This window comes from Bradyrhizobium sp. SZCCHNR1043, assembly GCF_032489675.1.
GTDB lineage: Bacteria > Pseudomonadota > Alphaproteobacteria > Rhizobiales > Xanthobacteraceae > Bradyrhizobium.
In genome coordinates this window covers 133,169-159,282 of the sequence record NZ_JAUEYN010000015.1, presented here as the reverse complement: position 1 = coordinate 159,282, position 26,114 = coordinate 133,169, and the positions used below count along the sequence as shown (strand labels likewise).

General features: G+C 65.3%; 18 protein-coding genes. 9 read left to right on the top strand and 9 right to left on the bottom strand.

All coding sequences use genetic code 11. The features are described from left to right. The first annotated feature begins 131 nt into the window (after positions 1–131). Positions 132–1,484, top strand: a complete 1,353-nt coding sequence (locus QX039_RS25760; protein ID WP_315772535.1) for a coproporphyrinogen-III oxidase family protein — start codon at positions 132–134, stop codon at positions 1,482–1,484. Positions 1,485–1,525: 41 nt separating this feature from the next. Continuing rightward, positions 1,526–2,266, top strand: a complete 741-nt coding sequence (locus QX039_RS25755; protein WP_315737312.1) for a methyltransferase domain-containing protein — start codon at positions 1,526–1,528, stop codon at positions 2,264–2,266. A gap of 19 nt (positions 2,267–2,285) precedes the next feature. Here the strand turns inward: QX039_RS25755 and QX039_RS25750 are convergent, their stop codons facing one another. Both QX039_RS25750 and QX039_RS25745 read right to left on the bottom strand, forming a co-directional pair. Continuing rightward, a complete protein-coding gene (locus QX039_RS25750) occupies positions 2,286–3,770 on the bottom strand; it encodes a UdgX family uracil-DNA binding protein (RefSeq protein ID WP_315772536.1) in 1,485 nt (494 codons plus the stop codon). A gap of 93 nt (positions 3,771–3,863) precedes the next feature. After that, entirely contained in the window at positions 3,864–5,102 is a 1,239-nt protein-coding gene (locus QX039_RS25745; protein ID WP_315772538.1) for a putative DNA modification/repair radical SAM protein, read from the bottom strand. A 173-nt stretch (positions 5,103–5,275) separates the two neighbouring features. On the opposite strand from QX039_RS25745, the gene QX039_RS25740 reads away from it, so the two are divergent. From QX039_RS25740 to QX039_RS25710, 7 genes are all read left to right on the top strand, one after another. Continuing rightward, the gene (locus QX039_RS25740; protein ID WP_315737315.1) at positions 5,276–6,064 is read left to right on the top strand and encodes a DNA repair protein; all 789 of its coding nucleotides are present in this window, start codon (positions 5,276–5,278) and stop codon (positions 6,062–6,064) included. Beyond that, positions 5,964–7,547 carry a DNA polymerase Y family protein gene (locus QX039_RS25735; protein WP_315737316.1) on the top strand — a complete coding sequence of 528 codons (1,584 nt, stop codon included), beginning with the start codon at positions 5,964–5,966 and terminating at the stop codon, positions 7,545–7,547. The genes QX039_RS25740 and QX039_RS25735 overlap by 101 nt, the downstream gene beginning before the upstream one ends. Positions 7,548–7,887: 340 nt before the next feature. Beyond that, complete coding sequence (locus QX039_RS25730; RefSeq protein ID WP_315772541.1) at positions 7,888–11,466, top strand: error-prone DNA polymerase; 3,579 nt, start codon at positions 7,888–7,890, stop codon at positions 11,464–11,466. A gap of 289 nt (positions 11,467–11,755) precedes the next feature. Continuing rightward, entirely contained in the window at positions 11,756–12,250 is a 495-nt protein-coding gene (locus QX039_RS25725; protein WP_315772542.1) for a hypothetical protein, read from the top strand. 15 nt (positions 12,251–12,265) lie between these two features. Next, on the top strand, positions 12,266–13,141 hold the full coding sequence (locus QX039_RS25720; protein ID WP_315772543.1) for a hypothetical protein: 876 nt from the start codon (positions 12,266–12,268) through the stop codon (positions 13,139–13,141). Positions 13,142–14,141: 1,000 nt separating this feature from the next. Continuing rightward, complete coding sequence (locus QX039_RS25715; RefSeq protein WP_409998885.1) at positions 14,142–15,380, top strand: efflux RND transporter periplasmic adaptor subunit; 1,239 nt, start codon at positions 14,142–14,144, stop codon at positions 15,378–15,380. 42 nt (positions 15,381–15,422) lie between these two features. Next, positions 15,423–18,545 (top strand): CusA/CzcA family heavy metal efflux RND transporter, encoded by a 3,123-nt coding sequence (locus QX039_RS25710; RefSeq protein WP_315737321.1) that lies wholly within the window; start codon positions 15,423–15,425, stop codon positions 18,543–18,545. Here QX039_RS25710 and QX039_RS25705 read toward each other — a convergent pair. The 7 genes from QX039_RS25705 to QX039_RS25675 all read right to left on the bottom strand — a co-directional run bounded on the left by QX039_RS25705 (position 18,542) and on the right by QX039_RS25675 (position 26,085). Next, entirely contained in the window at positions 18,542–19,243 is a 702-nt protein-coding gene (locus tag QX039_RS25705) for an ABC transporter ATP-binding protein (protein WP_315772545.1), read from the bottom strand. The genes QX039_RS25710 and QX039_RS25705 overlap by 4 nt on opposite strands. Beyond that, positions 19,240–21,015, bottom strand: coding sequence for a branched-chain amino acid ABC transporter ATP-binding protein/permease (locus QX039_RS25700; RefSeq protein WP_315772547.1), 1,776 nt, complete (start codon positions 21,013–21,015; stop codon positions 19,240–19,242). The genes QX039_RS25705 and QX039_RS25700 overlap by 4 nt, the downstream gene beginning before the upstream one ends. A gap of 34 nt (positions 21,016–21,049) precedes the next feature. Next, positions 21,050–21,886: a branched-chain amino acid ABC transporter permease gene (locus tag QX039_RS25695; protein WP_315772549.1), complete on the bottom strand. Its 837-nt coding sequence runs from the start codon at positions 21,884–21,886 to the stop codon at positions 21,050–21,052. Between the two features lie 62 nt (positions 21,887–21,948). Continuing rightward, a complete protein-coding gene (locus QX039_RS25690; RefSeq protein WP_315772551.1) occupies positions 21,949–23,109 on the bottom strand; it encodes a substrate-binding protein in 1,161 nt (386 codons plus the stop codon). Positions 23,110–23,155: 46 nt separating this feature from the next. After that, positions 23,156–24,031 carry a nitrilase family protein gene (locus QX039_RS25685; RefSeq protein WP_315772553.1) on the bottom strand — a complete coding sequence of 292 codons (876 nt, stop codon included), beginning with the start codon at positions 24,029–24,031 and terminating at the stop codon, positions 23,156–23,158. A gap of 240 nt (positions 24,032–24,271) precedes the next feature. Then, positions 24,272–24,895: an ANTAR domain-containing response regulator gene (locus tag QX039_RS25680; protein WP_315737327.1), complete on the bottom strand. Its 624-nt coding sequence runs from the start codon at positions 24,893–24,895 to the stop codon at positions 24,272–24,274. Between the two features lie 14 nt (positions 24,896–24,909). Beyond that, positions 24,910–26,085: a transporter substrate-binding domain-containing protein gene (locus QX039_RS25675; RefSeq protein WP_315772555.1), complete on the bottom strand. Its 1,176-nt coding sequence runs from the start codon at positions 26,083–26,085 to the stop codon at positions 24,910–24,912. Positions 26,086–26,114: the final 29 nt, after the last annotated feature.

The window sequence follows — 26,114 nt, the reverse complement described above, 5'->3', positions numbered from 1 at the left end:
TGCGATCGCAAGAAACCGCCTTCGAACGAGCCCGCGCGTCGTTGCATCGGCTTGGAATTCCGCTCGTCCTTCCCGCGCTCCACGCAGCCGGCGTGGGGATCAGCCGGACGGTCCTGGGCGGCTCGCATTCGGTGGCCATCTATCCGCCGATCAACTCGCTGACGCCGCTCGATCCGTCCTGCCTGGAGCGGGGGATCGACTGGAGCCGCGAGATCAGCCTCTACGTGCACATCGCGTTCTGCGAGACGCGCTGCACGTTCTGTCACTATACGGTCGAGCACTACGCCGGACGGAACAGCAAGTCCGCCACGGACGACGACAAGGTCGTTCGCTACCTCGATGCGCTCAAGCGCGAGCTGGCGGCCTGGGAGCCGCAGCTGCGCCGATCCGGAACGGTGGTGTCGTCGATCTATATCGGGGGCGGCACACCGCTCGTTCTCGATGAGGACGCATTGACGGATCTGATCGCGACGATCCGCGATACGTTCGACGTGCGGCCCGGCGCCGAGATCTGCATCGAGGGCAGCCCGCTCACGATCACCGCGCCCGAGGGAGAGCAGAAGCTGCGCTCTCTGAAGCAGCAGGGCGTCACGCGCCTCAGTTTCGGCGTGCAATCGTTCGACGATACCGTGCTCAAATATGCCGCGCGCGGCTACAAGCGGGACGTTCCACTTCTCGCGTGCTCGATCGTCGCCGACATCTTCGAGAACTGGAATCTCGACCTGATCCAAGGGTTGTACAAGGGGTCGCCATCCGAGACCTGGAACAATTTGGCGATGGTCGCCGAGATCCAGCCTCCGCACCTCACCTGGTATCACGCTCGGTTTGCCGATCGCCCCCAGGGACACTGGCTCAAATCCGACCTGAAGCAGGCGAGCTTCGAGAGCGAGTTCGCGACCTTGTTCGGACGCATGCTGATCTGGCAGGAGATGGCGGCGCTCGGATATGACCTGACCGACGGCAACCGCTTCGTGCGCGCGCGCCGCTATGCCGACCCGTTCAAGACGATCCGGACCTCGCCATCACGGGATCTTCTCGGGATCGGTGCGGGCGCGTATTCGCATGTCAGTGCCGGGGCCGCGAAGAGCGGCTACGTCTTCCGCAATGTTCCCGACGTGCACGCCTATGTCGAAACCGTCCTGGCTGGCAACAGTCCGATCACGGCGGGGCGCGCCGTCGACCGGCAGGAATTGCTGGCGACGTCCTATGCCACAGGGCTCCGGACCGGCCGGGTCGAGGATGCCGATCGCCGCGCCATGCGCGCCGACAACCGGGAGCTGTCCGCCCATTATGACAAGCTCGTTGCCAGGCTGAGCAGCGTCGGCGCCCTGGAAGCGTATCGCGACGGCGACGGCCATGCGGGGCTGCGGCTTTCGGAGCTCGGCCGGCTGTTCGAGGATGAGATGCTGTCGCTGTTCTTCAGTCCGGCCGTCAAGGACGCGTTGTCGCCGAAAGTGACGGAGCGCGCGCTTCAATACGGTTAGATCGGGAGTTTCAACACGTCGTCGACCAGGGAGGAAACGTCATGGTTGTGTCCGGGCAAGCAACCCTCGAGCGGGACAACGCGACCGGTGACGGCATCCGCGCCGCGCGTGCCGGCTGGAGCTTCGGCGGCGACACGCCTCAGCACTTCGATCTCCACGTCGCGAGGTCGGTTCCGAACTACGAAGCCGGCCACAAGCTGGTCGAGCAGATCAGCGATTTCTTCGTGAAGCGGGATTCCGTCGCCTATGAAATCGGAACGTCGACGGGGACGTTGCTGCGGCAACTCGCCAAGCGCCATCCGCACGGCACGCGCTGGATCGGCATCGATACCGAGCGGGCCATGATCGATTACGCGCGGGCGCACAGCAGGGATGTGGCGAACGTGGAATACCTGGCGGCCGATGCCTGCGAGGTCGGCTACGAGGCGAGCGACTTCATCGTGTCGTACTACACCGTGCAGTTCGTGCCGCCGCGCTATCGCCAGACCCTGATCGATGCGATCTATCGGTCGCTCAATTGGGGAGGCGCGTTCCTGTTCTTCGAGAAGGTCAGGGCGCCGGACGCGCGGTTCCAGGACATCATGACGTCGGTCTATATCGACTACAAGCTCGACAACGGCTACTCGCCGGACGAGGTGCTGGGCAAGGCCAGCAGCCTCAAGGGCGTGCTGGAACCGTTCTCGACCCAGGGCAATCTCGACATGCTGCGGCGGGCCGGGTTCGTGGACACGATGACGATCTACAAGCATGTCTGCTTCGAGGGCTTCCTGGCGATCAAGTAAGGGCCGGTTGCGGTCAGCCTCATGCCGCGTGCGCGGCGCGCTTGATCGCGGCGGCGGCGATCTTCAGGTCTTCGACGAAGCGCTCATACTCCCGCGCCTTGGCGTCGGCATCCGGCAGCCGCAGCAGGTAGGACGGGTGCACCGTCACCATCGCCTTGGGGCCGTCGGGCAGGTCGACGACATGGCCGCGGCTCTTGTTGACCGGCGTGATCTTGCCGAGCACGGACTGCGCCGCGGTGGCGCCCAGCGCCACGACCAGGGCCGGACGCACGGTGGCGAGCTCGCGCTCGTACCATTGCCGGCAGGCGTTGATCTCCGGCGTGTTCGGCTTCTGGTGCAGCCGGATCTTGCCGCGGGGCACGAACTTGAAGTGCTTCACCGCATTGGTGACGTAGACCTTGCTGCGGTCGATGCCGGCCTCGGCCAGCGCGCGGTCGAGCATCTGGCCGGCGGGACCGACGAAGGGATGGCCGGCGAGGTCCTCCTTGTCGCCGGGCTGCTCGCCGACCAGCATCAGCGGCGCATGCGCGGGGCCTTCGCCGAACACGGTTTGCGTGGCGTCCTTCCACAGCGGGCAGGCGCGGCAGCCGGCGGCTTCTTCACGCAAGGTCTCGAGATCGGTGGACTCGACATCACGTGAGGTCTCAGCAGCATGCGCGTGTGTGGTTGGCTTGCGGGTCATCTCGCTCTCCTCGACGCGTTTCTGCGGCTTGTGCGGTGAGGTGCCGGGCTCGGCGATCATCTCCGTGGTGCGCCGGGAGGCGGCCGCGATCAGCGGCTGGATCAGCTTCGCCTCGGGCAGGTTCTGCCAATATTTCCTCGGCATCTCCTTTTCCATCGCCTTCACTTTCAGCCGTGCCGGATTGAAAATGCTGGCGTAATAGCGCAGCCACAGCTCTTCGAGCCGGTCCTCCGACGGCGCGTCAGCCTTGCTCACACCGGGCGTGAAGCTGACGCGGCTGCCGTCCCAATGCGCACAGAGTTCGGGCGTCAGGATCGACCACGGCATGTCGGCGAAGCGGCGGGCGAAGAACGGCGCGGCGCGTTCGACGATGTGGTGCTCCGGCTCGAACCAGGCGACGTAGCGCGTCTCGCGCTCGCGGCCGACCTCGCGGAAGCGGACGAAGGCGTGCATCTTGTGGACGTCGCGGCGCACCGCTCGCGCCAGCGCGTTGGCCTGCGCGACATCGGGATCGGTCGCGATCTCCATCAGGTCGTGATTGGTCCTGAGACGCCACAGCAGCCGATAGAGCAGGGTGAAGCGGTTGGGGTCACTGTGCAGGATCGCGCTCTCCGCGAGCTCCATGAAGCTCGCCGGCACTGAGAACGCGCCCTCCGGCACCTCCGGCAGCGTCGTCTCGGCTTCATCGTCGAACAGATCGGCCGCCGCGCCCTTGACGCGCCAGCTCACCTCGGCCGGCTTGACGTCGTTCATCGCCAGCGCCCGCGCTGCCCGGCGCCAGCCGTCGAAATCAGTGTCGTTGTCGAGGGTTACGACGTGCATTTCTCTCCTCACGTCATTGCGAGCGAAGCGACGCAATCCAGATTTCTCGTGCGGCCCTGGATCGCTTCGCTGCGCTCGCGATGACGGCTTCCGTTAGAATCCAAATCCCAGCTGCTGCGGTTTCGGCTGCAGCCGGGCTCTGAGGCTGGCGCCGTCGAGCAGGGACGGCTGTGGCCGGTGGTCGGAGAGAACGATGAACGGCAGCGCCTTGTTCCTGATGACGTTGAGCTGGGCCAGATCCGCAAAGCGGATCGTGGTGGTGCGGCGGGTCGCGAGGATGCGCTCCACCGTGCGGGTGCCGAAGCCGGGCACGCGCAACAGCTCCTCGCGGCTTGCTGTGTTGATGTCGAGCGGGAAGCGGTCGCGGTGGCGCAGCGCCCAGGCGAGCTTGGGGTCGATGTCGAGCGGCAGCATGCCTTCGTTCTCCTCGACGATCTCGTCGGCATCGAAGCCGTAGAACCGCATCAGCCAGTCGGCCTGGTACAGCCGGTGCTCGCGCACCAGCGGCGGTGCCTGCAGCGGCAGCGCGCGGCTGGCATCGGGGATCGGGCTGAAGGCGGAGTAATAGACGCGCTTGAGCTTGTAGGCGCCGTAGAGATTGGCCGAGGTCGACAGGATGACGCGGTCATTGGCGTCGTCGGCGCCGACGATCATCTGCGTACTCTGGCCTGCAGGGGCAAAGCGCGGCGGCCGCGCCTTCCGCACCGTCTTCTTGGCTTCCACCGTCTCGTCGAGCTTGAGCCGGAGACGGCCCATGGTGCGGCGGATGGCGCGCTGGTCCTTCTCCGGCGCCAGCCTGGTGAGGCTCGCCTCCAGCGGCGTCTCGATGTTGATGCTGAGCCGGTCGGCATAGCGGCCGGCCTCGGCGATCAGCGCCTCGTCAGCCTCCGGAATCGTCTTCAGATGAATGTAGCCGCGGAAGCGATGCTCCTCGCGCAATTTGCGCGCGACCGAGACGACCTGCTCCATGGTGTAGTCCGGGCTGCGGATGATGCCGGACGACAGGAACAGACCCTCGATGTAGTTGCGGCGATAGAAATCGATGGTGAGCTTCACCACCTCGTCGACCGTGAAGCGCGCGCGCGGCACGTTGGAGGAGGCGCGGTTGACGCAATACAGGCAGTCGTAGTTGCAGGCGTTTGTCAGCAGAACCTTGAGCAGCGAGATGCAGCGGCCGTCCGGCGCATAGGAATGGCAGATGCCCATGCCCGGCGCGGTCGAGCCGAGACCCTTGCCGTCGCGGGAATCCCGCATCTCGGTACCGCTGGAGGCGCAGGAGGCGTCGTACTTGGCGGCATCGGCCAGGATCTCCAGCTTGCGGAGCAGCTCCATACCTTTGAATCCTTTTGATTCCATTCGCTGAATCACATCCGGGGCAATCCCGATTGACTCTCTCGAAGGCGTTAGCTTTATATTAGAACGTATCATGAACAAAGAGGGCCGTCGTGGGTTCAACTGCAACAACGGCAGCGCCCGCACGATGGATGGAAGAGGAGCGGCGACGGATGACCGGCGCACGCATGGATACGCTCGCGCGTCTGCGCGGCCGCATTGCCCGTCTCGAGGCGGGAGATGGCGCACATGACCTGCGCCGGGTCGCGCTCGGCCATGACGAGGCCGACGCCGTGCTGCAGGGCGGGCTGGCCACCGGCGCGCTGCATGAGGTGTTCGCCGAGACCGGCCGTCAGGCGACGGCCGCGACCGGCTTCCTGTGCGGGCTCGCCGCGCGCGTCGCGGCGCGCCGCCCGCTGATCTGGATCCGGCAGGATTTCGCCGAGCGCGAGATGGGCGCGCTGTCGATGAGCGGGCTCGCCGAGCTTGGCCTCGACCCGCGCCGCATCGTGATCGTGCGGGCGCCCGATCTCGATCACGGCTTGCGCACCGCGGCCGACGCGCTCGCCTGCGATGCGCTGGGCGGGGTGATGCTGGAGGTGTGGGGCGAGACGCAAAAGCTCGATCTCGTCGCCAGCCGCAAGCTGACCCTGGCCGCGCAGGAGTCCGGCGTGACCGCGCTCGTGTTGCGCATTGCAGCCACACCCGAACCTTCGACCGCCGAGACGCGCTGGATCGTCCGCACCGCGCGGTCGCTGCCCTCGGCGCCCTGGATGGCCTGGGGCGCGCCGCGTCTCGACGCCGAGCTCATTCGCAACCGTCACGGCCAGACCGGACGATGGATCATGGAGTGGAGCCCCGATGCGTGCCGTTTCAGCGAACCGGCGGCGGATCCTCAGCCTGTGGCTGCCGCGCCTGCCCATCGATCGGATCAAGCGAAACTGCTCCGCCGATCGGCGTGACGACCTGCCGCAGGTCGTCGTCATCAAGGACGCCAATGCGCTCTTGATCCATGCGCTGGACGAGGCGGCGGCGTGCCATGGCGTCAGCCTCGGCCAGCCGCTGGCGAACGCCCGCGCGGTCTGTCCCGACCTCGTCGTCCACGAGGCCGACCTCGCGGCTGACGCCAAGATGCTCGAAGGCATCGCCGACTGGTGCGACCGCTTCACGCCGCTGGTCGCGCTGGATCCGCCGCATGGGCTTTCGCTCGACATCACCGGCTGCGTGCATCTGTTCGGCGGCGAAGCCAAACTGATGCGGTCGCTCTGCGATGCGCTGACCGCGCACGGTCTCACCGTGTCGGCAGCGATCGCCTCCAACGCCGTGTGTGCGCGCACGCTGAACCGGCAGGTGCATGGCCGCATCGTGCCTGACGGCGAGGAGGCGGCCGCGGTGGCGCCGCTGCTGGTGGCAGCCCTTGGCGGCAGCGAAGCGATCACGCTCGGCCTGCGCCGCGCCGGCTTGAAGACGATCGGCGACGTCGCGTCGCGCGGCCGCAACGAGATCACGGCGCGGTTCGGTGTCGCCTTCACCCGCGTGCTGGCCCAGGCGCTGGGCGAGGCCGATGCGCCGATCAGCCCGCGCAAAGTCCCGCCGGACTACATCGTCGACAAGCGCTTCGCCGAGCCGGTCGCGACCGACACGGTGATCGCGGCCAGTCTTTCCAGTCTCGCCGCGATGCTGGTGGCGGCGATGGCACAGCAGGGCAAGGGCGCGCGGCGGCTCGAGGCCTGCTTCTTCCGCACCGACGGCCTGGTGCGCGTCATCGCGGTCGACACCGGCCAGCCGGTCACCGAGGCCGCAATCATCGACCGTCTGTTCCGCGAGCGGCTCGACGCCCTGAATGATCCGCTCGATCCCGGCTTCGGCTTCGACATGATCCGGCTGTCGGCGAGCCGCAGCGAGATCGTGGTGCAGCAGCAGCGCGATCTCGACGCCCATGTCCACGACAATGACGAGCTGTCGGCGCTGATCGACCGCATCGCCGCGCGCATCGGCGGCAAGCGTGTGGTCGTGCATCTGCCGGTCGACACCCACATCCCGGAACGTGCGGCGTTGCCCTTACAGGCGCAGCAGAATCTTGCGGCCGCCACGGCGGCCGATTGGCCGGAGCGCAGCGAGGGCGAGCCGCCGCTGCGGCCTCTGCGGCTGTTCGCGCGCCCCGAAGTGATCCAGGTGATCGCGGGCGTGCCGGACGGCCCGCCCGCGCGCTTCGTCTGGCGCCGTGCCGCGCATGCGGTGGTGCGCGCCGAAGGCCCGGAGCGCATCGCCATGGAATGGTGGCGGCCGGACGGGCAGGGGCTGACGCGCGACTATTTCCGCGTCGAGGACGAGCACGGCCTGCGCTTCTGGCTCTACCGCGACGGGTTGTATGACCGCGAGCTCGATCAGCAGGAGGGCCTGCCCGTACAGCCCGCCTGGTACATGCACGGTCTGTTCGCATGAGGGTGGGGGAGATGGCACACATCCCGCGCCGACCCCGCTGCTCACCCTCCCCTGGAGGGGGAGGGTCGGCTCGCATGCGCGCATGCGAACCGGGGTGGGGTGACAGACCATCAGCGTTTGCGCTGCCCGTTGTCCTCGAGGCCAACTTACCGGCAGCTGAGAAGAGCTGGCGCAATGACAACCGATTGCTGGGCTCACCCCACCCCGCCGCGCGCTCTGCGCGCGTCGACCCTCCCCCTCCAGGGGAGGGTGGGCAGCTGTGCAAGCCGGTGCGTTGGGGCAAATCACCTGCAGGAGGCGGGCAACGCGCTGTCACGGAAACAGCCTGCGCGGTCGCGCCATGATCCCCGTCCCCTATGCCGAGATCGGCATCACCACCAATTTCTCCTTCCTGCAGGGTGGCTCGCATCCGCAGGACTACGTGCACCAGGCCGCCGCGTACGGCCTCGAAGCCATCGGCATCGCCGATCACAACACGTTGGCCGGCATCGTGCGCGCCTATAGCGAGCTCGGCAATGACCGGCTGAAGGACAAGCCGAAGCTCCTGTACGGTGCACGTCTCGTCTTCACCTGCGGCACGCCGGATATCCTCGTCTATCCGCGCGACCGTGCGGCTTACGGCCGGCTGTGCCAGCTGCTCACCCGCGGCAAGCGCGGCAGCGATCTCGACAAGGTCGCCAAGGGCGACTGCCGCCTGACCTTCGAGGATCTGTTTGATTTCATCGAGGGGCAGCTCCTGGTGCTGATGCCGCCGCATCGCTTCGACGAGGCTGTCATCAGCGAAGTCCTGACGCGGCTGAAGGACAGCCGCGCCGAAGGCGTGTGGCTCGCCGGCAGCCTGCTCTATCGTGGCGACGACCGCCGCCGGCTGGCGCGGCTGGCGCGTCTCGCCGCATCGGTCAAGGTGCCGCTGATCGCCACCAATGACGTGCTGTATCATCATCCCCAGCAGCGGATGCTGCAGGACGTGCTGACCTGCATCCGCGAGAAAGCCTCGATCGAGGCCATCGGCCGAAGGCTCCAAGTCAATGCCGAGCGCCACCTCAAGCCGGGACACGAGATGGCGCGGCTGTTCCGCGATCATCCCGGTGCGATTGCCGAGACCATCCGCTTCACCGACCGCATCGTCTTCTCGCTCGACCAGCTCAAATACCAGTACCCCGACGAGCCGGTGCCGCCGGGCAAGACCGCGCAGGGGCATCTGCAGGACCTGACTTGGGCCGGCGCCAAAACCTATTTCGGTGATGATCTCGACGACCGCCTGCGCGCAGTCCTCGACAAGGAGCTGGCGCTGATCGCCGAGCTCAACTACGCGCATTATTTCCTCACGGTTCACGACATCGTCCGCTACGCCCGCAGCCAGGGCATCCTGTGTCAGGGCCGCGGCTCAGCGGCGAACTCGGCCGTGTGCTACGTGCTCGGCATCACCTCGGTCGATCCGACCAAGATCGATCTGCTGTTCGAGCGCTTCATCTCCAAGGAGCGGCTGGAGCCGCCCGACATCGACGTCGATTTCGAGCATTCGCGGCGCGAGGAGGTGATGCAATATGTCTATCGCCGCTACGGCCGGCACCGCGCGGCGATCATCGCCACCGTCATCCATTATCGCCCGCGCAGCGCCATCCGCGACGTCGGCAAGGCGCTGGGCCTGACCGAGGACGTCACGTCGGTGCTCGCCGACACCGTGTGGGGCAGCTGGGGCGACGGCCTCTCCGACATGCAGGTGCGCCAGGCCGGGCTCGATCCAACCAATCCGATGATCCGCCGCGCCGTGGAGCTGGCATCGGAGCTGATCACCTTTCCGCGGCACCTGTCACAGCATGTCGGCGGCTACGTGCTGACCCAGGACCGGCTCGACAGCTACGTGCCGATCGGCAATGCCGCGATGGACGACCGCACCTTCATCGAATGGGACAAGGACGACGTCGACGCGTTGTCCATGATGAAGGTCGACGTGCTGGCGCTGGGCATGCTGACCTGCATCCGCAAATGCTTCGACCTGATCGCCGATCACAAGGGCCAGCGATACGTGCTTTCCGATATCCGGTCGGAGGACGACAACGAAGTCTACCAAATGCTGCAGCGGGGCGAGTCGCTCGGCGTGTTCCAGGTCGAGAGCCGGGCGCAGATGAACATGCTGCCGCGGCTGAAGCCGCGCACCTTCTACGACCTCGTCATCGAGGTCGCGATCGTCCGGCCCGGACCAATCCAGGGCGACATGGTCCATCCGTATCTGCGGCGCCGGAACGGTCTCGAAAAGGTCAGCTATCCATCGCCGGCAAACGGCCCGAAAGACGAGCTTTACAAGGTGCTGCACAAGACGCTCGGCGTGCCGCTGTTCCAGGAGCAGGCGATGCGGATCGCGATCGAGGCCGCAAAGTTCTCGTCGGAGGAAGCCAACGGCCTGCGCCGCGCGATGGCGACGTTCCGCAACGTCGGCACCATCGGCTCCTATGAGGAGAAGATGGTCGGCAACATGATCGCGCGCGGCTACGATCCGGCCTTTGCCAAGAACTGCTTCGACCAGATCAAGGGTTTTGGCTCCTACGGCTTTCCGGAAAGCCATGCCGCGAGCTTCGCCCAGCTCGTCTATGTCTCGTCCTGGCTGAAATGCTTCCATCCCGACGCGTTCTGCTGCGCATTGCTCAACTCGCAGCCGATGGGCTTCTACGCGCCGGCGCAGATCGTCGGCGACGCCCGCAAGAACGGCGTCGAGATCCGGAACATCGACGTGTCCCACAGCTTCGCCGACAACACGCTGGAGGAAATGGGTAGCAAATACTGCGCCGTCCGCCTCGGCTTCCGCCAGATCGACGGTTTCCGCTGGATCGACCGCGACGAGGAGCGGATCAAGCGATTGTCGGAGGCGATGCGGAGCGAGGCGGAGGCTTGGTCGTCGGTATCATTCCCTCGTGATGTCATTTCTCCGTCGTTCCGGGGCGCGCCAGGGAGGCCGCGCGAAGCGCGACCGGATGGTGCGAACCCGGAACCTCGAGATTCCGGGTTCGGTGCTCAGAGCAAAACAGCTTCGCTGCTTTGCTATGTCGCATCGCCCCGGAATGACGGAGGCGGCATGCCCGGCGCTTCTCTCTTCAATGACCAGACAGGCGACGACGACTGGGCCGACCGCATCATCAAGGCGCGCGCCCGTGGGCCCTTTACCTCGCTGGAAGACTTCGCCCGCGACACCGCTCTGCCCAAGCGCGCGCTGCTGCTGCTGGCCGATGCCGATGCGTTCCGCTCGCTGGGGCTCGACCGTCGTGCCGCGCTCTGGGCCGTGCGCCGGCTGCCCGACGATGTGCCGCTGCCGCTGTTCGAGGCCGCGATCGCCCGCGAGCAGCCGGACGAGGGCGCCAAGCCGCTGCCCGAGATGCCGCTGCCGGAGCACGTGGTCGCGGACTATCAGACCATCCGCCTGTCGTTGAAGGGCCACCCGATGGAGTTCCTGCGCCAGCGCTTCGTTACGGAAGGCGTGCTGGCCTGCCGCGACGTCAACCACGCCAACGACCGCCGTCGCGTCCGTTGCGCCGGCGTGGTGCTGGTGCGGCAGCGGCCGGGCAGCGCCAAGGGCGTCGTGTTCATGACCCTGGAGGACGAGACCGGCATCGCCAACATCGTGGTGTGGCCGAAGGTGATGGAGACCTTCCGCAAGGAGGTGATGGGCGCGCGCCTCGTGCTGGTCGAAGGCCGCATCCAGAGCAGCCCCGAGAAGGTGGTGCATCTCGTCGCCGAGCGCCTGGTCGACCGCAGCGCCGATCTCGCCTTGTTGTCGAACGATCGTCTCGGTGCCGTGCCGCACGGCCCGATGCCGGCCGAGCCGCTCAACGACGACCGCCGCGATCACCTCGACACTCCCTCCCAGCGCGTCAGCCACCCCCGCAACGTCCGCATCCTGCCGCGCTCGCGGGATTTTCATTGAGGTCATTGCTATGCAATACAGCCGCCATGGCCACGTGACACCGGTGCTGCTGCCCTGTTCCGAGGACAGCATCGTTGGATTGGTCCGTCGAACCGGCTGAAGCATTGCGATTCGCAACAACGGTCTCATCCGACTTCAAGCCTATCAATTTCCCGGAGAGCTCCACGGTTCTTCGCGAGGCGCGCTGCGCGCGCTCATCTCAGTTCGTCGGTTGATCCAAATCAATAAACAAAACTTTAAGTTGTTGGAGAGTTCGTTCCAGAACATTCCGGCAAGAAGGCAACCCACCATGACCGAGACCCCCAAACGATCCGCGTCGCCGGTACCTGACCCAGCCGCCCACGAGCGGTACAAATTAGATGAACACGATCAGTTCACGGTCCCGAAGGGTGGGACATACAAGCTCGATCTTGCGAATCGCTGCGTTGTCGCAGCCGCTTCCGGCATCGGTATTGCCCCCTTCGTATTCTCGGGTGCAATGAGCTCCGACGCACTTGCTGCGCCATCCTATATCCCGCGTCGCCTGACCGACGAAATGCTCCAACAGATCCTGTCGCCGGATATTCAGACGAGAGTCTTCAAGAGTTTCGATAACATCGGGACGCTGCACGCCCACGTCCCGAAGATTGCCGAGCTGTCCCGGACTATGAAGAGCTTCGGCGAAGCAGCCCCATACTTCGTGCTTACGGTTGGAGCCAAGGATCACAAGGACGTAGCACTGAAAGCTGATGCCGAGACCGCTCTCCGCGGTCACGGTGTCGACGCCCATATCCACATCGTCTGAACCTGAGGGCTGCACATGACGAGTCGGCCGCCAGCGCAGGAGGATCCGATCGGTTTCGAGGCCATCGCCGAACTCGCGGACGCCCAGGAAAAGCAGGTCGATGCAGCGGGCGTCTCATTGCGGGAAACAGCGAAGTGGATCGTGAGCGGGATCGCCGTCGCGGCAGCTGGTGTCGTGGTCGGAACGTCGCTCTCTTCCTTGGGGGCTTTCGGTTTCGGGGTACGGCTGGTGATTGCCGTTTCCGCCATCGCGGTCGGCTTCATCGGGCTTGGGGTCCTGTTCGGTTTTGCCATCAAGGTCATCGCGCCGCCGAGTCTCACGCTGCAGGACTTCGCCGACAGCAGGGGCATACCGAGCAGCTGGAAGGAGAGGATCGAACTCAGGGCCAGACCTTTTCTGAAAGGTCTGTCGGTAAACAGCCTGGAGGAATTGTGCGAATATTTGCGCGCGCCCCGCAACCGCGACGGTTCCGCACTCTCTCCAATCGATTGGCGTGCGCTGAAAGAATCCCGACGCTTGATCAGCCTGACCGCCAACTCCGAGCTCAGGCGGCTCCTGTTCGACAAACTGGTGCGGATGACCTACGTGATGACGCCACTGATTGCGGTCGCTGTCGTCGTGTTTGCTTGGGCTGCCAATCCGCCCAAGGATGTATTGCGTGCAATGCCGGTACCGGTCGAGCTGGACGCGAACGTCCACCCGGAAGACCTCCCGCAGCTGATCAAGGCCCTGGGAGCTTCGGCATGTGTGGAGGGCAAATTGCACGTGATCGTTCTTGATGAGTGGCGGTCAGGCATCCAAGAGGTCGTGACGGTGCCAAAGCCATCCTGCCCGCCAGTTCGTCTTCTGCTCAACCAGGGACGAATCTCACCTTTGAGCACGCGGCCTTGAGGCCAGCCGCATGAGCTGCACCTGTCGAACATGTTGGGGTCCATGTTCGAGATGGTGGTGGCCTCGTTGCGCGACCATCAAAGATTTTTCTTTCTTTTTTTCAGAAAATGTGTTTCATTGCGGCCATCCCGCTCCATCGAAGAAGGGGCGTTGCGCGCGATCGTCACGACACGCGGGGCGGGGAGCGATGGCTGTGAGATGCCGCAGCGTGGGGCGAGGCCTTGCGCGGACGAACGGCAGGCTTGCGGACGTGAAGGCGTATGGTCCTGGCGCCCCGATGCTGGCGCCAAGTCCGCGGGTGATGATCCCGCCGGCGACGGTGGCTAAAAGCCGGACACCGGGGAGAGTACGCAGTAAACGTGAAAACCATCGCGCAGGGAAGGCCGGGCGTTCTCGGCTGCACCTGTGGTACCTGCCGCCTGCATTTTTTCTCGCAGGCGTCAGCCGGCGCCTGGCCTTCCCTGCGCCCTCTTCACGAGAGGGTGAAACGATCGGCAAGACTCGGGCGCATCCGCGCCGCGAGACGACGTATTCATGTGCGTGTCACAGTCAACGGATCGAAGCTGCAACGGATGATCGCACGATGGACCGTCACCCATCGCAGGGCCTTGAAAACCATGACTCGATTTTTGCGGACACGCGCGACGTTGCGAGCCCGTCCGAGCTGGAACGCAAATCCGGAGCATGGGCGTCAGGCTGGAGTAGGTGCGTACCCGCGGAGGTTGGCCTACAGACTAGCAACACCGTCACGGCGATCCGCCGCGCGCTCGATGCGTCCATGGTGCGTCGCGGTGAAACCGCGATTGCCCGGAACCAGCTGAATGCAGGCTGAACGGCTGTCGTTCAACTTTCAAATTTTTAAAGCAAAACAGAGGCGGGTTGGGCGATTTTTAGGTTGTTTAAAGCTCCAGTTCCGCACTATTAGCGCAACGATGAGACCGCCAGAGCCGGAATCGTCGACCGATAAAGCGAGCCGATCTGACCAGCCATGGCGTCTGACATGAACCCATCTCCGCAGATGCTCAGCACCAAGCGGCTGCTGATCGGCCTTGCTGCCCTGGCGATGGCCGGCGCGGGCGGCTATGGCTACATGCAGTTCCGGTCGGGAACGGCTGCGAAGGACAATATCGAGCTCTCCAGCCAGTCCAAACGCAACGGCACCAGCTTCACGCCATCGGCGGCGGAATGGTCGACGCTGACGATCGAGCCGGTGTGCGAGAAGATATTTCGTGCCGAGCATATTACCGAGGGCAAGGTTGCCGTCGACGAGGATCGTTCGACACCGGTTTTCTCGCCCTATGCCGGCCGTGTCACCAAGCTGCTCGCCCGTCCCGGCGAAACCGTGCGCCAGGGCCAGCCGCTGTTCGTGATCGAGGCCGCCGACACCGTGCAGGCGCAGAACGATTTCATCGCCGCCATCACCGCGATGAACAAGGCGAAGTCTGCCCTCGACCTCGCCGACATCCAGTACAAGCGCGCCAAGGACCTGTTCGAAGGCCGGGCGATCCCGCTGAAGGATTTCCAGCAGGCGGAGGCGACCTCCGTTCAGGCTCAGAATGACATGCGGTCGTCACAAACGGCGCTGGAGGCCGCGCGCAACAAGCTGCGCATCCTCGGCTTCACCGAGGCCGCGATCACCGATTTCCAGAGCAAGGGCGTGATCGATCGCGAGATCACCATCTACTCGCCGATCGCCGGCACGGTCGTGCAGCGCAAGGTCGGCCCTGGACAATATGTCAATTCCGGTGCGAGCGACCCGGTATTCGTGATCGGTGATCTCTCCACCGTCTGGCTGACGGCCTTCGTCCGCGAGAGCGATGCGGCGCTGGTGAACGTCGGCGAGGAGATTCTCGTCAACGTGCTGGCGCTGCCCGGCCGGCCGCTCAAGGCCAGCATCAACTACGTCGCCGCATCGATCGACCCGGCGACACGGCGGCTCCTGGTCCGCGCCACCATCGACAACAAGGATGGCCTGCTGAAGCCGGAGATGTTCGCCAACGTGACGATCTATTCGCCAGGCGAACAGCCCGCGGTCGCGGTGCCGCGGCAGGCGCTGATCTACGAAGGCAACCAAGTCCGCGTCTGGGTCGCCCGCCCCGACAAGTCGATCGAGCTGCGCAAGATCAAGACCGGTTTGATCAATGGCGATCAGGTCGCGGTCGAAAGCAATCTGAGCGCCGGCGAGCAGATCGTCACCAAGGGCAGCCTGTTCATCGATCGCGCAGCCTCGGGCAGCTGACATGCGCTTCTCCTGCCTGTCTTCCTGAAAGTGCCGATCTGAATGGACCGTCTCGTCGCCATCGCCGTTCAGCGGCGCTTCCTGATGGTCGGAATGTTCGTCGCCGTCCTGATCGGAGGTCTGATCGCATTCCGCCAGCTCAACATCGAGGCCTATCCAGATCCGACCCCGCCGATGGTCGACATCGTGACGCAGAGCCCAGGCCTCTCGGCCGAGGAGATCGAGCGCTACATCACGATCCCGATCGAGACCCAGGTCGCGGGCATCAAGAACCTGCGCAACATCCGCACGATCTCGCTGTATGGCCTGTCCGACGTCAAGCTGCAGTTCTCGTTCGACTACACCTACGATGAAGCCTTGCAGCAGGTGCTGAATCGCCTGTCGCAACTGTCGCCGCTGCCGGGCAACGTCACGCCGCAGATCTCACCGCTCAGCGCGGTCGGCGAAATCTATCGCTATCGCTTGCGCGGTCCGCCGGGCTACAGCGTGCTCGACCTCAAGACCTTGCAGGACTGGGTGCTACAGCGCCGCTTCCGCGCGGTGCCTGGCGTCATCGACGTCACCGGCTGGGGCGGCAAGACCAAGACCTATGAGATCCAGGTCGACTTCAACAAGCTCGTCGCGAACGGCCTGACCCTGCCGCAGCTCTTGCAGGCGGTCGGCAACTCCAACATCAACGTCGGCGGCAACACGGTCGAGATCGGCACGCAGTCGGCGGTCGTGCGCGGTGTCGGCCTGATCCGCTCGATGGACGACCTCGCCAACACCATGGTGTCGCAGAGCGGCGGCAACCCGGTGCTGGTGAAGGACGTCGCCAACGTCACGGTGGCGGAGAAGCCGCGGCTCGGCATCGCCGGCCTGAACAACAATGACGACATCGTCCAGGGCATCGTGCTGATGCGGCGCGGCGAGCAGAGCTCGCCGACGATCGCCCGCGTCGAGCAACTGGTCGATCAGATCAACAATTCGACGATCCTGCCGCCGGGCGTGCGTATCGAGCGCATCTACGACCGCAAGGACCTGATCGACACCACGACCCACACCGTGCTGCACAACATGGTGGTCGGCATCGGCCTGATCGTGCTGCTGCAGTGGATTTTCCTGGGCAATCTGCGCAGCGCGCTGATCGTCGGCGCCACCATTCCGTTCGCGCTGTTCTTTGCCGTCATCATCCTGGTGCTGCGCGGCGAGTCCGCCAACCTGCTGTCGGTCGGTGCAATCGATTTCGGCCTGATCGTCGATGCCACCGTGATCATGGTCGAGGCGATCTTCCGCCGGCTGACGCAGACCACGCCGCTATCGGCAGCCGAGGAGAGCCACATCTCACCGGAAACGATGATGGGCATGAAGAGCCACGCGATCCTGTCAGCCGCGGCGGACGTGTCGCGCTCGATCTTCTTTGCCGCAGCCATCATCATCGCCGCGTTTCTGCCGCTGTTCACGCTCAGCGGCGTCGAGGGCAACATCTTCGGGCCGATGGCGCGCACCTACGCCTATGCGCTCGCCGGCGGTCTGCTCGCGACCTTCACGGTCACGCCCGCGCTCAGTGCGATCATCCTTCCGGCGCATGTCGAGGAGACCGAGACGCGCCTGATGCGACTGCTGCACGCGATCTATTCGCCGGTGCTGCGCTGGGCTGTCGGCAATCGCAACCTGGTGATGACCGGCGCGATCGGCCTCGTATTGCTGACGGTGGTGGTTGGCCGACTGCTGGGCCTGGAATTCCTGCCCAAGCTGGAGGAGGGCAATCTCTGGATCCGTGCGACCCTGCCGCCGACGATCTCGCTGCAGGAAGGTAACGCCTACGTCAACGAGATGCGCAAGATCATCCGCGCGCGGCCCGAGGTCGATGCGGTGGTCTCGCAGCACGGCCGTCCCGACGACGGCACCGATGCCGCGGGCTTCTTCAATGCCGAGTTCTTCGCGCCGCTGAAGCCGGTCAAGGACTGGCCCGGCACCAAGGACAAGGACCAGCTCACTGCGGAGCTGCTGAAGCAGCTCGACGACCGCTTTCCCGGTGTCGAGTTCAACTTCTCGCAATATCTGCAGGACAACGTCTCGGAAGCCGTCTCCGGCGTGAAGGGCGAGAACTCGATCAAGCTCTACGGCAATGATCTGCAGGCGCTGACGGACACCGCCAACAAGATCAAGCAGGTCCTGTCCACCGTGCAGGGCGTCACCGACCTTGCGGTGTTCACCTCGCTCGGACAGCCGACGGTCCAGATCGACATCGACCGCGCCAAGGCTGCACGCTATGGGCTGGCGCCCGGCGACATCAACGCCACCATCAAGGTCGCGATCGGCGGTGACACTGCGGGAGATCTCTACGAGCCGGGCAGCGACCGGCATTTCCCGATCATCGTCCGTCTGGCGCCGGAATATCGCAAGAGTGCGGAGGCGATCGAGAATTTGCGCATCGGCGCGCAGGGGCCGAACGGCATCACCCAGATTCCGCTGAGCGAGGTCGCGACCATCAAGCTGGTCTCGGGCGCGGCCTATATCTATCGCGAGCAGCAGGAGCGCTATCTGCCGATCAAGTTCTCGGTGCGCGAGCGCGATCTCGGCAGTGCGATCCAGGAGGCGCAGCAGAAGGTCGCCGAGCAGGTGCAGTTGCCGCCGGGCTCACGCGTCGAGTGGGTCGGCGAGTTCGGCAATCTGCAGGACGCAATCAAACGGTTGTCGATCGTGGTGCCGATCAGCCTCGCTCTGATTGGCGTGCTCTTGTGGTTCAATTTCGGCTCGATGGTCGACACGCTGCTGGCGATGAGCGTGATCCCGATGGCGATCTTCGGCGGCGTCGTCGGCCTCGTGTTGTCGGGCATTCCGTTCAGCGTGTCGGCGGCGATCGGCTTCATCGCGCTGTTCGGCATCGCCGTGATGGACGGCATCATCATCCTCTCCCAGTTCAACCAGCTGATCGACGAGGGCGTCGACCGCATCGAGGCGGTCATCCGCACCGGCGAATTGCAGCTGCGTCCGGTGCTGATGACCTGCGTCGTCGCCGGCATCGGCCTGATGCCGGCCGCGGTGTCGACCGGCATCGGCTCGCAGGTGCAGAAGCCGCTCGCGATCGTCGTGGTCACCGGCATGATGCTGGCGCCGGTGGTCATCCTGATTACGCTGCCGGTGCTGATCTCGCTGTTCTCGCGGCGACGGGTCCGCTAGATGCGCATGTGCTCGTCGATGCGCGCGGCGGAGTCACGATCGACCGCGGCGGCATCGACGATCTCGCCGCGCTTGAACACGAGGTATCTGTCGCTGATCGAGAGCGCGAACGGCAGATGCTGCTCGACCACGATCATGGAGGTGCCGATCTCGCGCCGGACCCGCACCAGCACCTCGGACAGCCGGTCGACGACGGACGGCTGCAGACCTTCCGTGACCTCGTCGAGCAGCAGCACGTCGGGCTTCGCCACCAGCGCGCGGGCAACGATCAGCATCTTCTGCTCGCCGCCGGACAGCGTGCCGGCCCGCTGGCTCAGCCGCTTGGTCAGCACCGGAAACCAGCCGCCGACCTGCTCGAAACGCGCGGTCATGTCATCGTCCGTGAGCACCCCAAGTCTGAGATTGTCGCGCACCGACAGGTCCTGGAACAGCGCATGTTCCTGGGGAACATAGACCAGCCCCATCTTCCGCTTCAGATGCGGCGCCACCCGCGTCACGTCCTTGCCTGCAAGTTTCACTCGGCCGCGCCAGGCCGGCAGGAAGCCGACGATGGCCTTGAGCAGCGAGGTCTTGCCCATGCCGTTCTTGCCGACGATGGCAAGCGTCTCGGCCTTTGCCAGTGCAAAGCCGACATTGCTGATGACCTCCGACGAGCCATAGCCGCTCGCCAGCTCGGTGACTTCCAGCGTCGCGCTCATGCCGTGGCCTCCGCATGCGGCGCGTGCTGGCCGGTATATATTTCGCGCACCAGATCGCTGTTCACGACCTCGTCGACCGAGCCGTCGAGCGCGAGGCGCCCCTGGTGCAGCACGATGATGCGCGAGGAGATCTCGCGGACGAAATCGAGATCGTGCTCGACCAGGAGGATGCAGAGCCGGTCGCGACGGGCGAGGGCGGTGAGGATGTCGGCGAAGCTCTGCCGTTCCGCGCGCGTCAGTCCGGCGGTTGGCTCATCCAGCAGCAGCACGTCGGGCTCGAGCGACAGCACCATCGCGAGCTCGAGTGCCTGCTTGAGCCCGTGGCTCAGATTGCGCGCTTCCTCATCGAGCCGCTCGCTGAGCCCGGAGCGTTCGACGACCGACATGGCTGCAGGCGGCAGCGCCAGCGTCACCGCGCGCGACGTCAGTGCGGGAGGATCAGCATGTGTCCGCGCGACGCGCAGGCACTCGGCCACGGTCAGCGTCTCGAACACCGAAGCCGTCTGGAACTTGCGCCCGAGACCAAAACGGACGACGCGATCCGGCGGCAGTCGCGCAATGTCACGGCCGGCGATCGCGACGTCGCCGGTCGAGCGCTCGCGGCCGTCGGAGAGGCAACGGATCAAGGTGGTCTTGCCGGCCCCGTTGGGACCGACGAGGCTCAGCAATTCGCCGCGATATGCCGTGAACTGCACGCCGTCCAGCACTGCGAGACTGCCATAATGCTTGCCGAGTGCACGAACTTCGATAGCAACGGCGTCCGGATGGCTGACGGCCGTGGCGGCGGTGGCCGGGCGCAGCGTCGTCGCAGTGCTCCGTCCCGAACCACCGCGCTTGAACAGGCGCATCACAGCGCCGAGCAGGCCGTCGGGGAAGACAAGGATCACGATGATCAGCGCAAGCCCGACGATCAGCTCCCACACATAGGGGAGGCTATTGGCAAGGTAGGCGCTCGCCACCTCGATGCAAAGCGCGCCGATCACCGGACCGATCACGGTGCCGCGGCCGCCGAGCGCGACCATGATCACGAGGTTGGTTCCGAAGGCGAAGCTCGCGTTCTCGGGCGCGGCGACGCCGCCGAATCCGGCATAGAAGAAGCCGGCCAGCGCGGAGACGATCGCGGACAGCACGAGTACGATGATGCGCAGCCGCGAGGTGTCGATGCCGAGATAGGTGCAGCGCGCGTCGTTGTCGCGCAGCGCTGCAAGCAGGCGCCCGGTGTCGCTGCGCATCAGGATGAGCGCCAGCACGGCCGAGGCAAGCAGCCCGAGGCCGGCGAGGCGCAGCCAGGTCTCGATCTCCAGATCGAAGCTCTCGAAGCCGACGAGGCCGCTGGACGAGCCGGTGAAGGTGCCGCCGGAATAGAGGATCTGCACCAGCACGATCGGCACCACCAGAGAGATCACCGAGGCGTAGAGCGGTGTCGAGCCGGGATAGAACGACAGCCAGCCAGTGAAAGCTGCGACAGCTGCAGCGATCGTCACCGCGGCGGCGATCGCTGCACACACCTGCCAGGTGCCGAAGCCATATTCGGTGAACATGATTGCGAGCGCATAGGCGCCGATGCCGAAGAACGCGGACTGGCCGAAGGTCAGCGTGCCGCAATAGCCCCACATGATGTCGACGGTAATGGCGGCGATGGCGACGAAGCAGGCACGCACCAGGATGTTCACGAGGTAGGTATCGAGCAGCAGCGGCGCGATGACGATCACGCCGGCCGCGATGGCCACGAGCACCACCGGGACGATCATGCGCGGCATCGCACCGCTCATTGCGGGCGTCTCGGGCGAGGCGAGGGGACGCGCATCAGGCACGGGCAAAACCCTCCGGCCGGATCCGCAGCACGATGGCGGCGCAGATCGCAATGGTAAGGCCGCCGAGGATCGGATTGACAAAGGTCGAGACCAGCACCTGCAGCGTGCCGAGCACGGCACAGGAGCCGGCCAGTGCCAGCAGCGAGCCGCCGGACACCATGACCAGCATGAACGCGCCGATCAGCCAGGGCACCCCCATGTTCGGATCGACGCTCGACAGCGGCGTGATCAGCGCGCCCGAAAGCGCAGCGAGCCCGCTGCCGAGCGCGAAGGTGATGAGCCTGACGCGCGAGGAATCGACGCCGAGGCCCTGCGCCAGCATTTCGTTCATGATCACGGCCTTGGTCGACAGGCCGAGCCGCGTCCCGTTGAGCAGGGCGGTGAACAGCAGGCCGACAATGATGGCCGCGACGATCATCACCAGCCGGTAGGCCGAATAGTCCGCCCCGAACAGATGGATCGTGCCTGAGATTGGCGCCTGCACGAACTGGACCTCGCGGCCGAACATCAACGTAATGAGCTGTCCGAGAACGATTCCGAGTCCCCAGGTGGCGAGGATCGCATCGAGCGGGCGCTTGTAGAGACGCCGCACGATCACGACCTCGGTGACCCCGCCGCAGACGGCGCCGGCAGCAAAGGCAAGCGGCAGGATCAGGAACCAGGGCAGGTTCAACTGCGTGCCGACCAGCGCGGCATAGGCGCCGACGGTGAGAAAGGCGGCATGGGCGAAATTGATGATCTTCATGACGCCGAACACGATCAGCAGGCCGGCGGCAATGATGAAGAGCATGGCGGCCGTCGTGACGGCATCAAGGGCGACGGTCAGCATGGACATTTCCAGTCGAGAGGTTGCGAGGCGGACGCGCGTCCGCCCCGCGGAAGCATACGCGATCAGGACTTGCCCGGGCACTGCGCGCCGGGATCGACGTTCTGGAAGCTCTGGATCACCTTCACGCTGCCGTCGGCCTGGACCTGGCCGAGATACATCGTCAGCGGCGCATGGCGCTGCTTGTCCATCTTGATCGTGCCGCGCGGGCCGTCGACCGAGACCTCGGCCAACGCCTTCAGGACCTTGTCCTGGTCGGTGCTGCCGGCCTTCTCGACCGCCGCCTTGTAGGCGTAGACCGCCTCATATTCCGGGACCGAGAGATCGTTCGGCGTCTTGAGCTCGGCACCGAACTTCTTGGCCATCGCCGCCAGGAACGTCTTGTTGGCGGGCGTGTCGATGCCGGTCACGTAGGAGGCGGAGAGGAAGATGCCGGCGGCATCAGCGCCCATGCCCTTGGCGGTGCCCTCGTCGACGGCGAGGTTGCCGTAAGGCAGGTTCACGCCGGCGGCGCGCAACTGCTTCGTCAGGGTCACGTTCGGTGCGCCGCCCGCGGTCGAGGTGATCAGCGCGTCCGCACCCGATGCCTTGAGCTTGGAGATGATCGACGTCCAGTCGGAGCCATCCATCGGCAGATATTCCTCGCCGACCACCTTGCCGCCGGTCTTCTCGATGTAGCTCTTGGTGAAGCCGAGCATGCCGCGGCCGAAGGCGTAGTCGGAGCCGATCAGGAAATAGTTCTTCGCCTTCTTCTCCTTGTTGAAGTAGTCGACGATCGGCGGCACCTGCTGGTCCGGCACCCAGGCGTTGACATACAGATAGGGGCTGCAGGACTTGCCCTCGTAGAACGAGGTGTAGATGTAGGGCGTCTTGCCGCGGGCGACGATCGGCAGGCCGGCATTGCGGGCCGCGCTGGTCTCCATCGAGATCAGCACGTTGACCTTCTTCTGGAAGATCAGGGCGTCGAATGCCTTCTGCGCGCCGGCGGCGCCCGAGGCGTCATCGGCGACCTCGAGCGCGAGCTTGCGGCCGAGCACGCCGCCCTTGGCGTTGATCTCCTCAACTGCGAGCTCGGCCGACTGCACGACCGAGGGAGCGACGACGGAGTTGGCGCCGGATAGGCCGACGGGGACGCCGATCTTGATCGGATCGGCAGCCAGAGCAGGCGAGAGGGCTGTTGCCGCAAGGGCGAGCGCCAGCGAGGTGGTGATCAAACGCGACGTCATCGATTGTCCTCCGTGAATGGTCGAATTGAAAATGGTCGTGGAGCAGTCAGTACCAACCCCGTTTGACCTCGCTGCCGAGCATCTCGTCATAGACGTCGGAGCGGCGGTCGCGCAGGACCTGGTTGAAGGCGTTCCAGTTGCGGGCGCGGCGGGCCTCGCCGAGCGCGACGTCGGCAATCACGATCTCCTCCTTATCGCGGCTCGCGGGGCCGGCGACGGGCCAGCCGGTGTAGCTGACGATCAGGCTCTGGCCCTCGAACGGCTGGCCGCGCTCGACACCGACGCGGTCAGCGCAGGCGATGAAGATCGAGTTGGAATGCGCCGCCGCCATCGCCAGAATGTTGGCCATGGCCTCGCGGCCCGGCGCCTGGCCGGGGATCGGAACCCAGTTGGTCGGCACGCAGACGATATCGGCGCCCTGCAGCGCGTTGAGGCGGTAGCTCTCCGGGAACCAGCCGTCGTAGCAGATCGCCATGCCGATGCGGCCGATCTCGGTGTGGTAGACCGGGAAGCCGAGATTGCCGGGCTCGAAATAGAGGTTCTCCTCGTTCCACAGATGCACCTTGCGGAACGTGCCGATGTAACCCTTCGGCCCGATCAGCACGGCGCTGTTGTAGAGCCGGTCGCCGTCGCGCTCGCAGATGCCGGCGACGAGGTGCAGGCCGTGCTTCGCCGCGATCTCGCTCCAGGCGGTCACCGCGGGGCCGCCCGGGATGGTCTCGGAGGCCGCGAAGGCCTCCTCGCGCGACTTGAACACGTAGCCGGAGGAGGCGAGCTCGGGCAGCACCACGAGCTTGGCGCCTCGCGTTACCGCCTGTTGGATCAGATCGAGGCTGTGGGCGAGGTTGGTTGCCAACTCGCCGACCATCGGCTGCATCTGGATGCAGGCGATCCGCACTTTGCTGTCGTCATCCGTCGTCAAGGCACGAGTCTCCGTTGCGTTCGCGAGGTCCGCGCGCGCCAAACAAAAAGCCCCCGACTGCGCCTTGCGGCGCAATGCGAGGGCTGCATAGCCTGATGTGAAATGGCCGACCGGCCATTGGCGGACATCCGATGTCCGCGATGGCCTCAAGTAATTCCCATGCTTGATACGAAGTCAACGCCATCGGCTGCAAAAATTTCGGGCCGCGGCTGCCCAACGCATGAGCGCGGAAACACCCGCTCAGCGCGAGGCCGGCGCATCCAGCACCCCCAGTCCTCCGAGCGTCTCCTGTGCATTGATGATGGAGATTGCGATGTCGGCCATGGCGACGCGCTTCTGCGTCGCCTGCGCGCGGATCAGCTCGTAAGCCTCGACCTCGCCGACCTGCTTCAGCCCCATCAGGATCTTGACCGCCTTGTCGACGTCGCGCCGCGCCTTCAAGGTCTCCTCCAGCTTCTGCACCTTGCCCTCGAGCCGCCGCGTATAGCCGCGCAGCGAGCGCGCCAGCACCAGCGACGACAGGATGCCGAACGAGCGGATCGGCTTGTTGACGACGCCATGCGCGTTACTGTCGAGCAGTCGCTTCAGGATGGTCGGGTTCTCGTAGTCGACGATGGCGATGAAGGTGAGGGGATGATCGCTGGTGCCTTCCGGAAAGATCATCTCCTCCGAGGTCTCGATCAGCTGGAACACCGTGTCGATGTCGTGCGGGATCGCGGCCGGCGGCGGCCATACGCCGCGCACGTTGCAACCGATGCGCTTGAGCTGGTCGATCAGCGCGTCCCCCTCGGCGTCGCGTGGATGGATCACCAGCACGCGGGCGCCGCGCAGCTCCTCGATGAGGCGGCGCACGCCGGGCTTCATGCGGTCATCCGGCCTCATGCCGACAGCGCCTCTTCGCTCAGCCAGCGGCCGCCGATCGGCGACACCGAAAGATAGGGATCGGGCTTGATCGGGCTCTTGCTCTCCCAGACGATATCGAACTGGCCGTCGGCGCGGACGCGCCCGATCCGCGGCGTCACCCAGACATGGTTGTTGTCGGGATCGATCCGGATCGGTCCTTCCGGCGCATCGAGGCTGAGGCCGAGCGCAGCTTCCACCAGCTTCTGGGTGTCGAGGCTGCCCGCCTGCGCCAGCGCCAGCGCGAACAGCTTGATCTGCGCATAGGCCGAGGCGCTCCACATGCTGACCGGCTTGTCGGGGCCGAAGGCGGCGGCGAACGCCGCCTTGAAGCGGTCGTTGCTGTCGCGCGCGAGCGTACCGAAATAGCTCGCCGCGGTGAGGTGACCCGCGCAGTATTCGGCGCCGATGGCGCGGACCTCGCCTTCAGCCATTGTGAGACTGGCGATGGGCAGCCGCTTCGGATCGAAGCCCGCCTGTGCATACATCCGGTAGAAGCGCTGCGCGGTACGGCCGACGATGGTCGAGAACACCACGTCGGGCGCGGCGTTCCTGATGGAGTCGAGCCCGCGTGCGAGTTCGGTGTCGGTCGCCTCCATCGTCACATATTGCTCGCCGACGACGCGGCCGGCATAGGACTCGACGAGGTCGCGCATGATGCGATTGGATTCGCGCGGGTAGATGTAGTCCGAGCCGATCATATAGACGCGCGGGCCGTGCTTGCGCACGATGTATTCGGCAAGCTGGAACGCGTTCTGGTTCGGTGCCGGCCCGGTGTAGATCACGTTCGGGGAATATTCAAAACCCTCGTAGAGCGAGGGGTACCAGAGCAGGCCGTTGCGACGCTCGATCGCCGGCAGCACCGCCTTGCGCTCGGCCGAGGTCGAGCAGCCGAAGATCACGGAAGCGCCGTCCTCGGTGAGCAGGCGGTCGGCGAGCTTGCGGAACGTTTCCGGCTGCGAGCCTGGATCATAGGCGATGACCTCGATCTCGCGGCCGAGCACGCCGCCGTCCCGGTTGATCTCCTGGATCGCCAGCGCGGTGCCGAAGAAGTGCTCGGACTCCGTGACCTCCATCAGGCCGCTGCGCGAGAACAGCACGCCGACGCGCCAGACATCCTTGTCGGATGATTTTGCGGCCGGTCTCGTCGTCATCATCATGCCTCCAGGTCAACGGGCCGGTC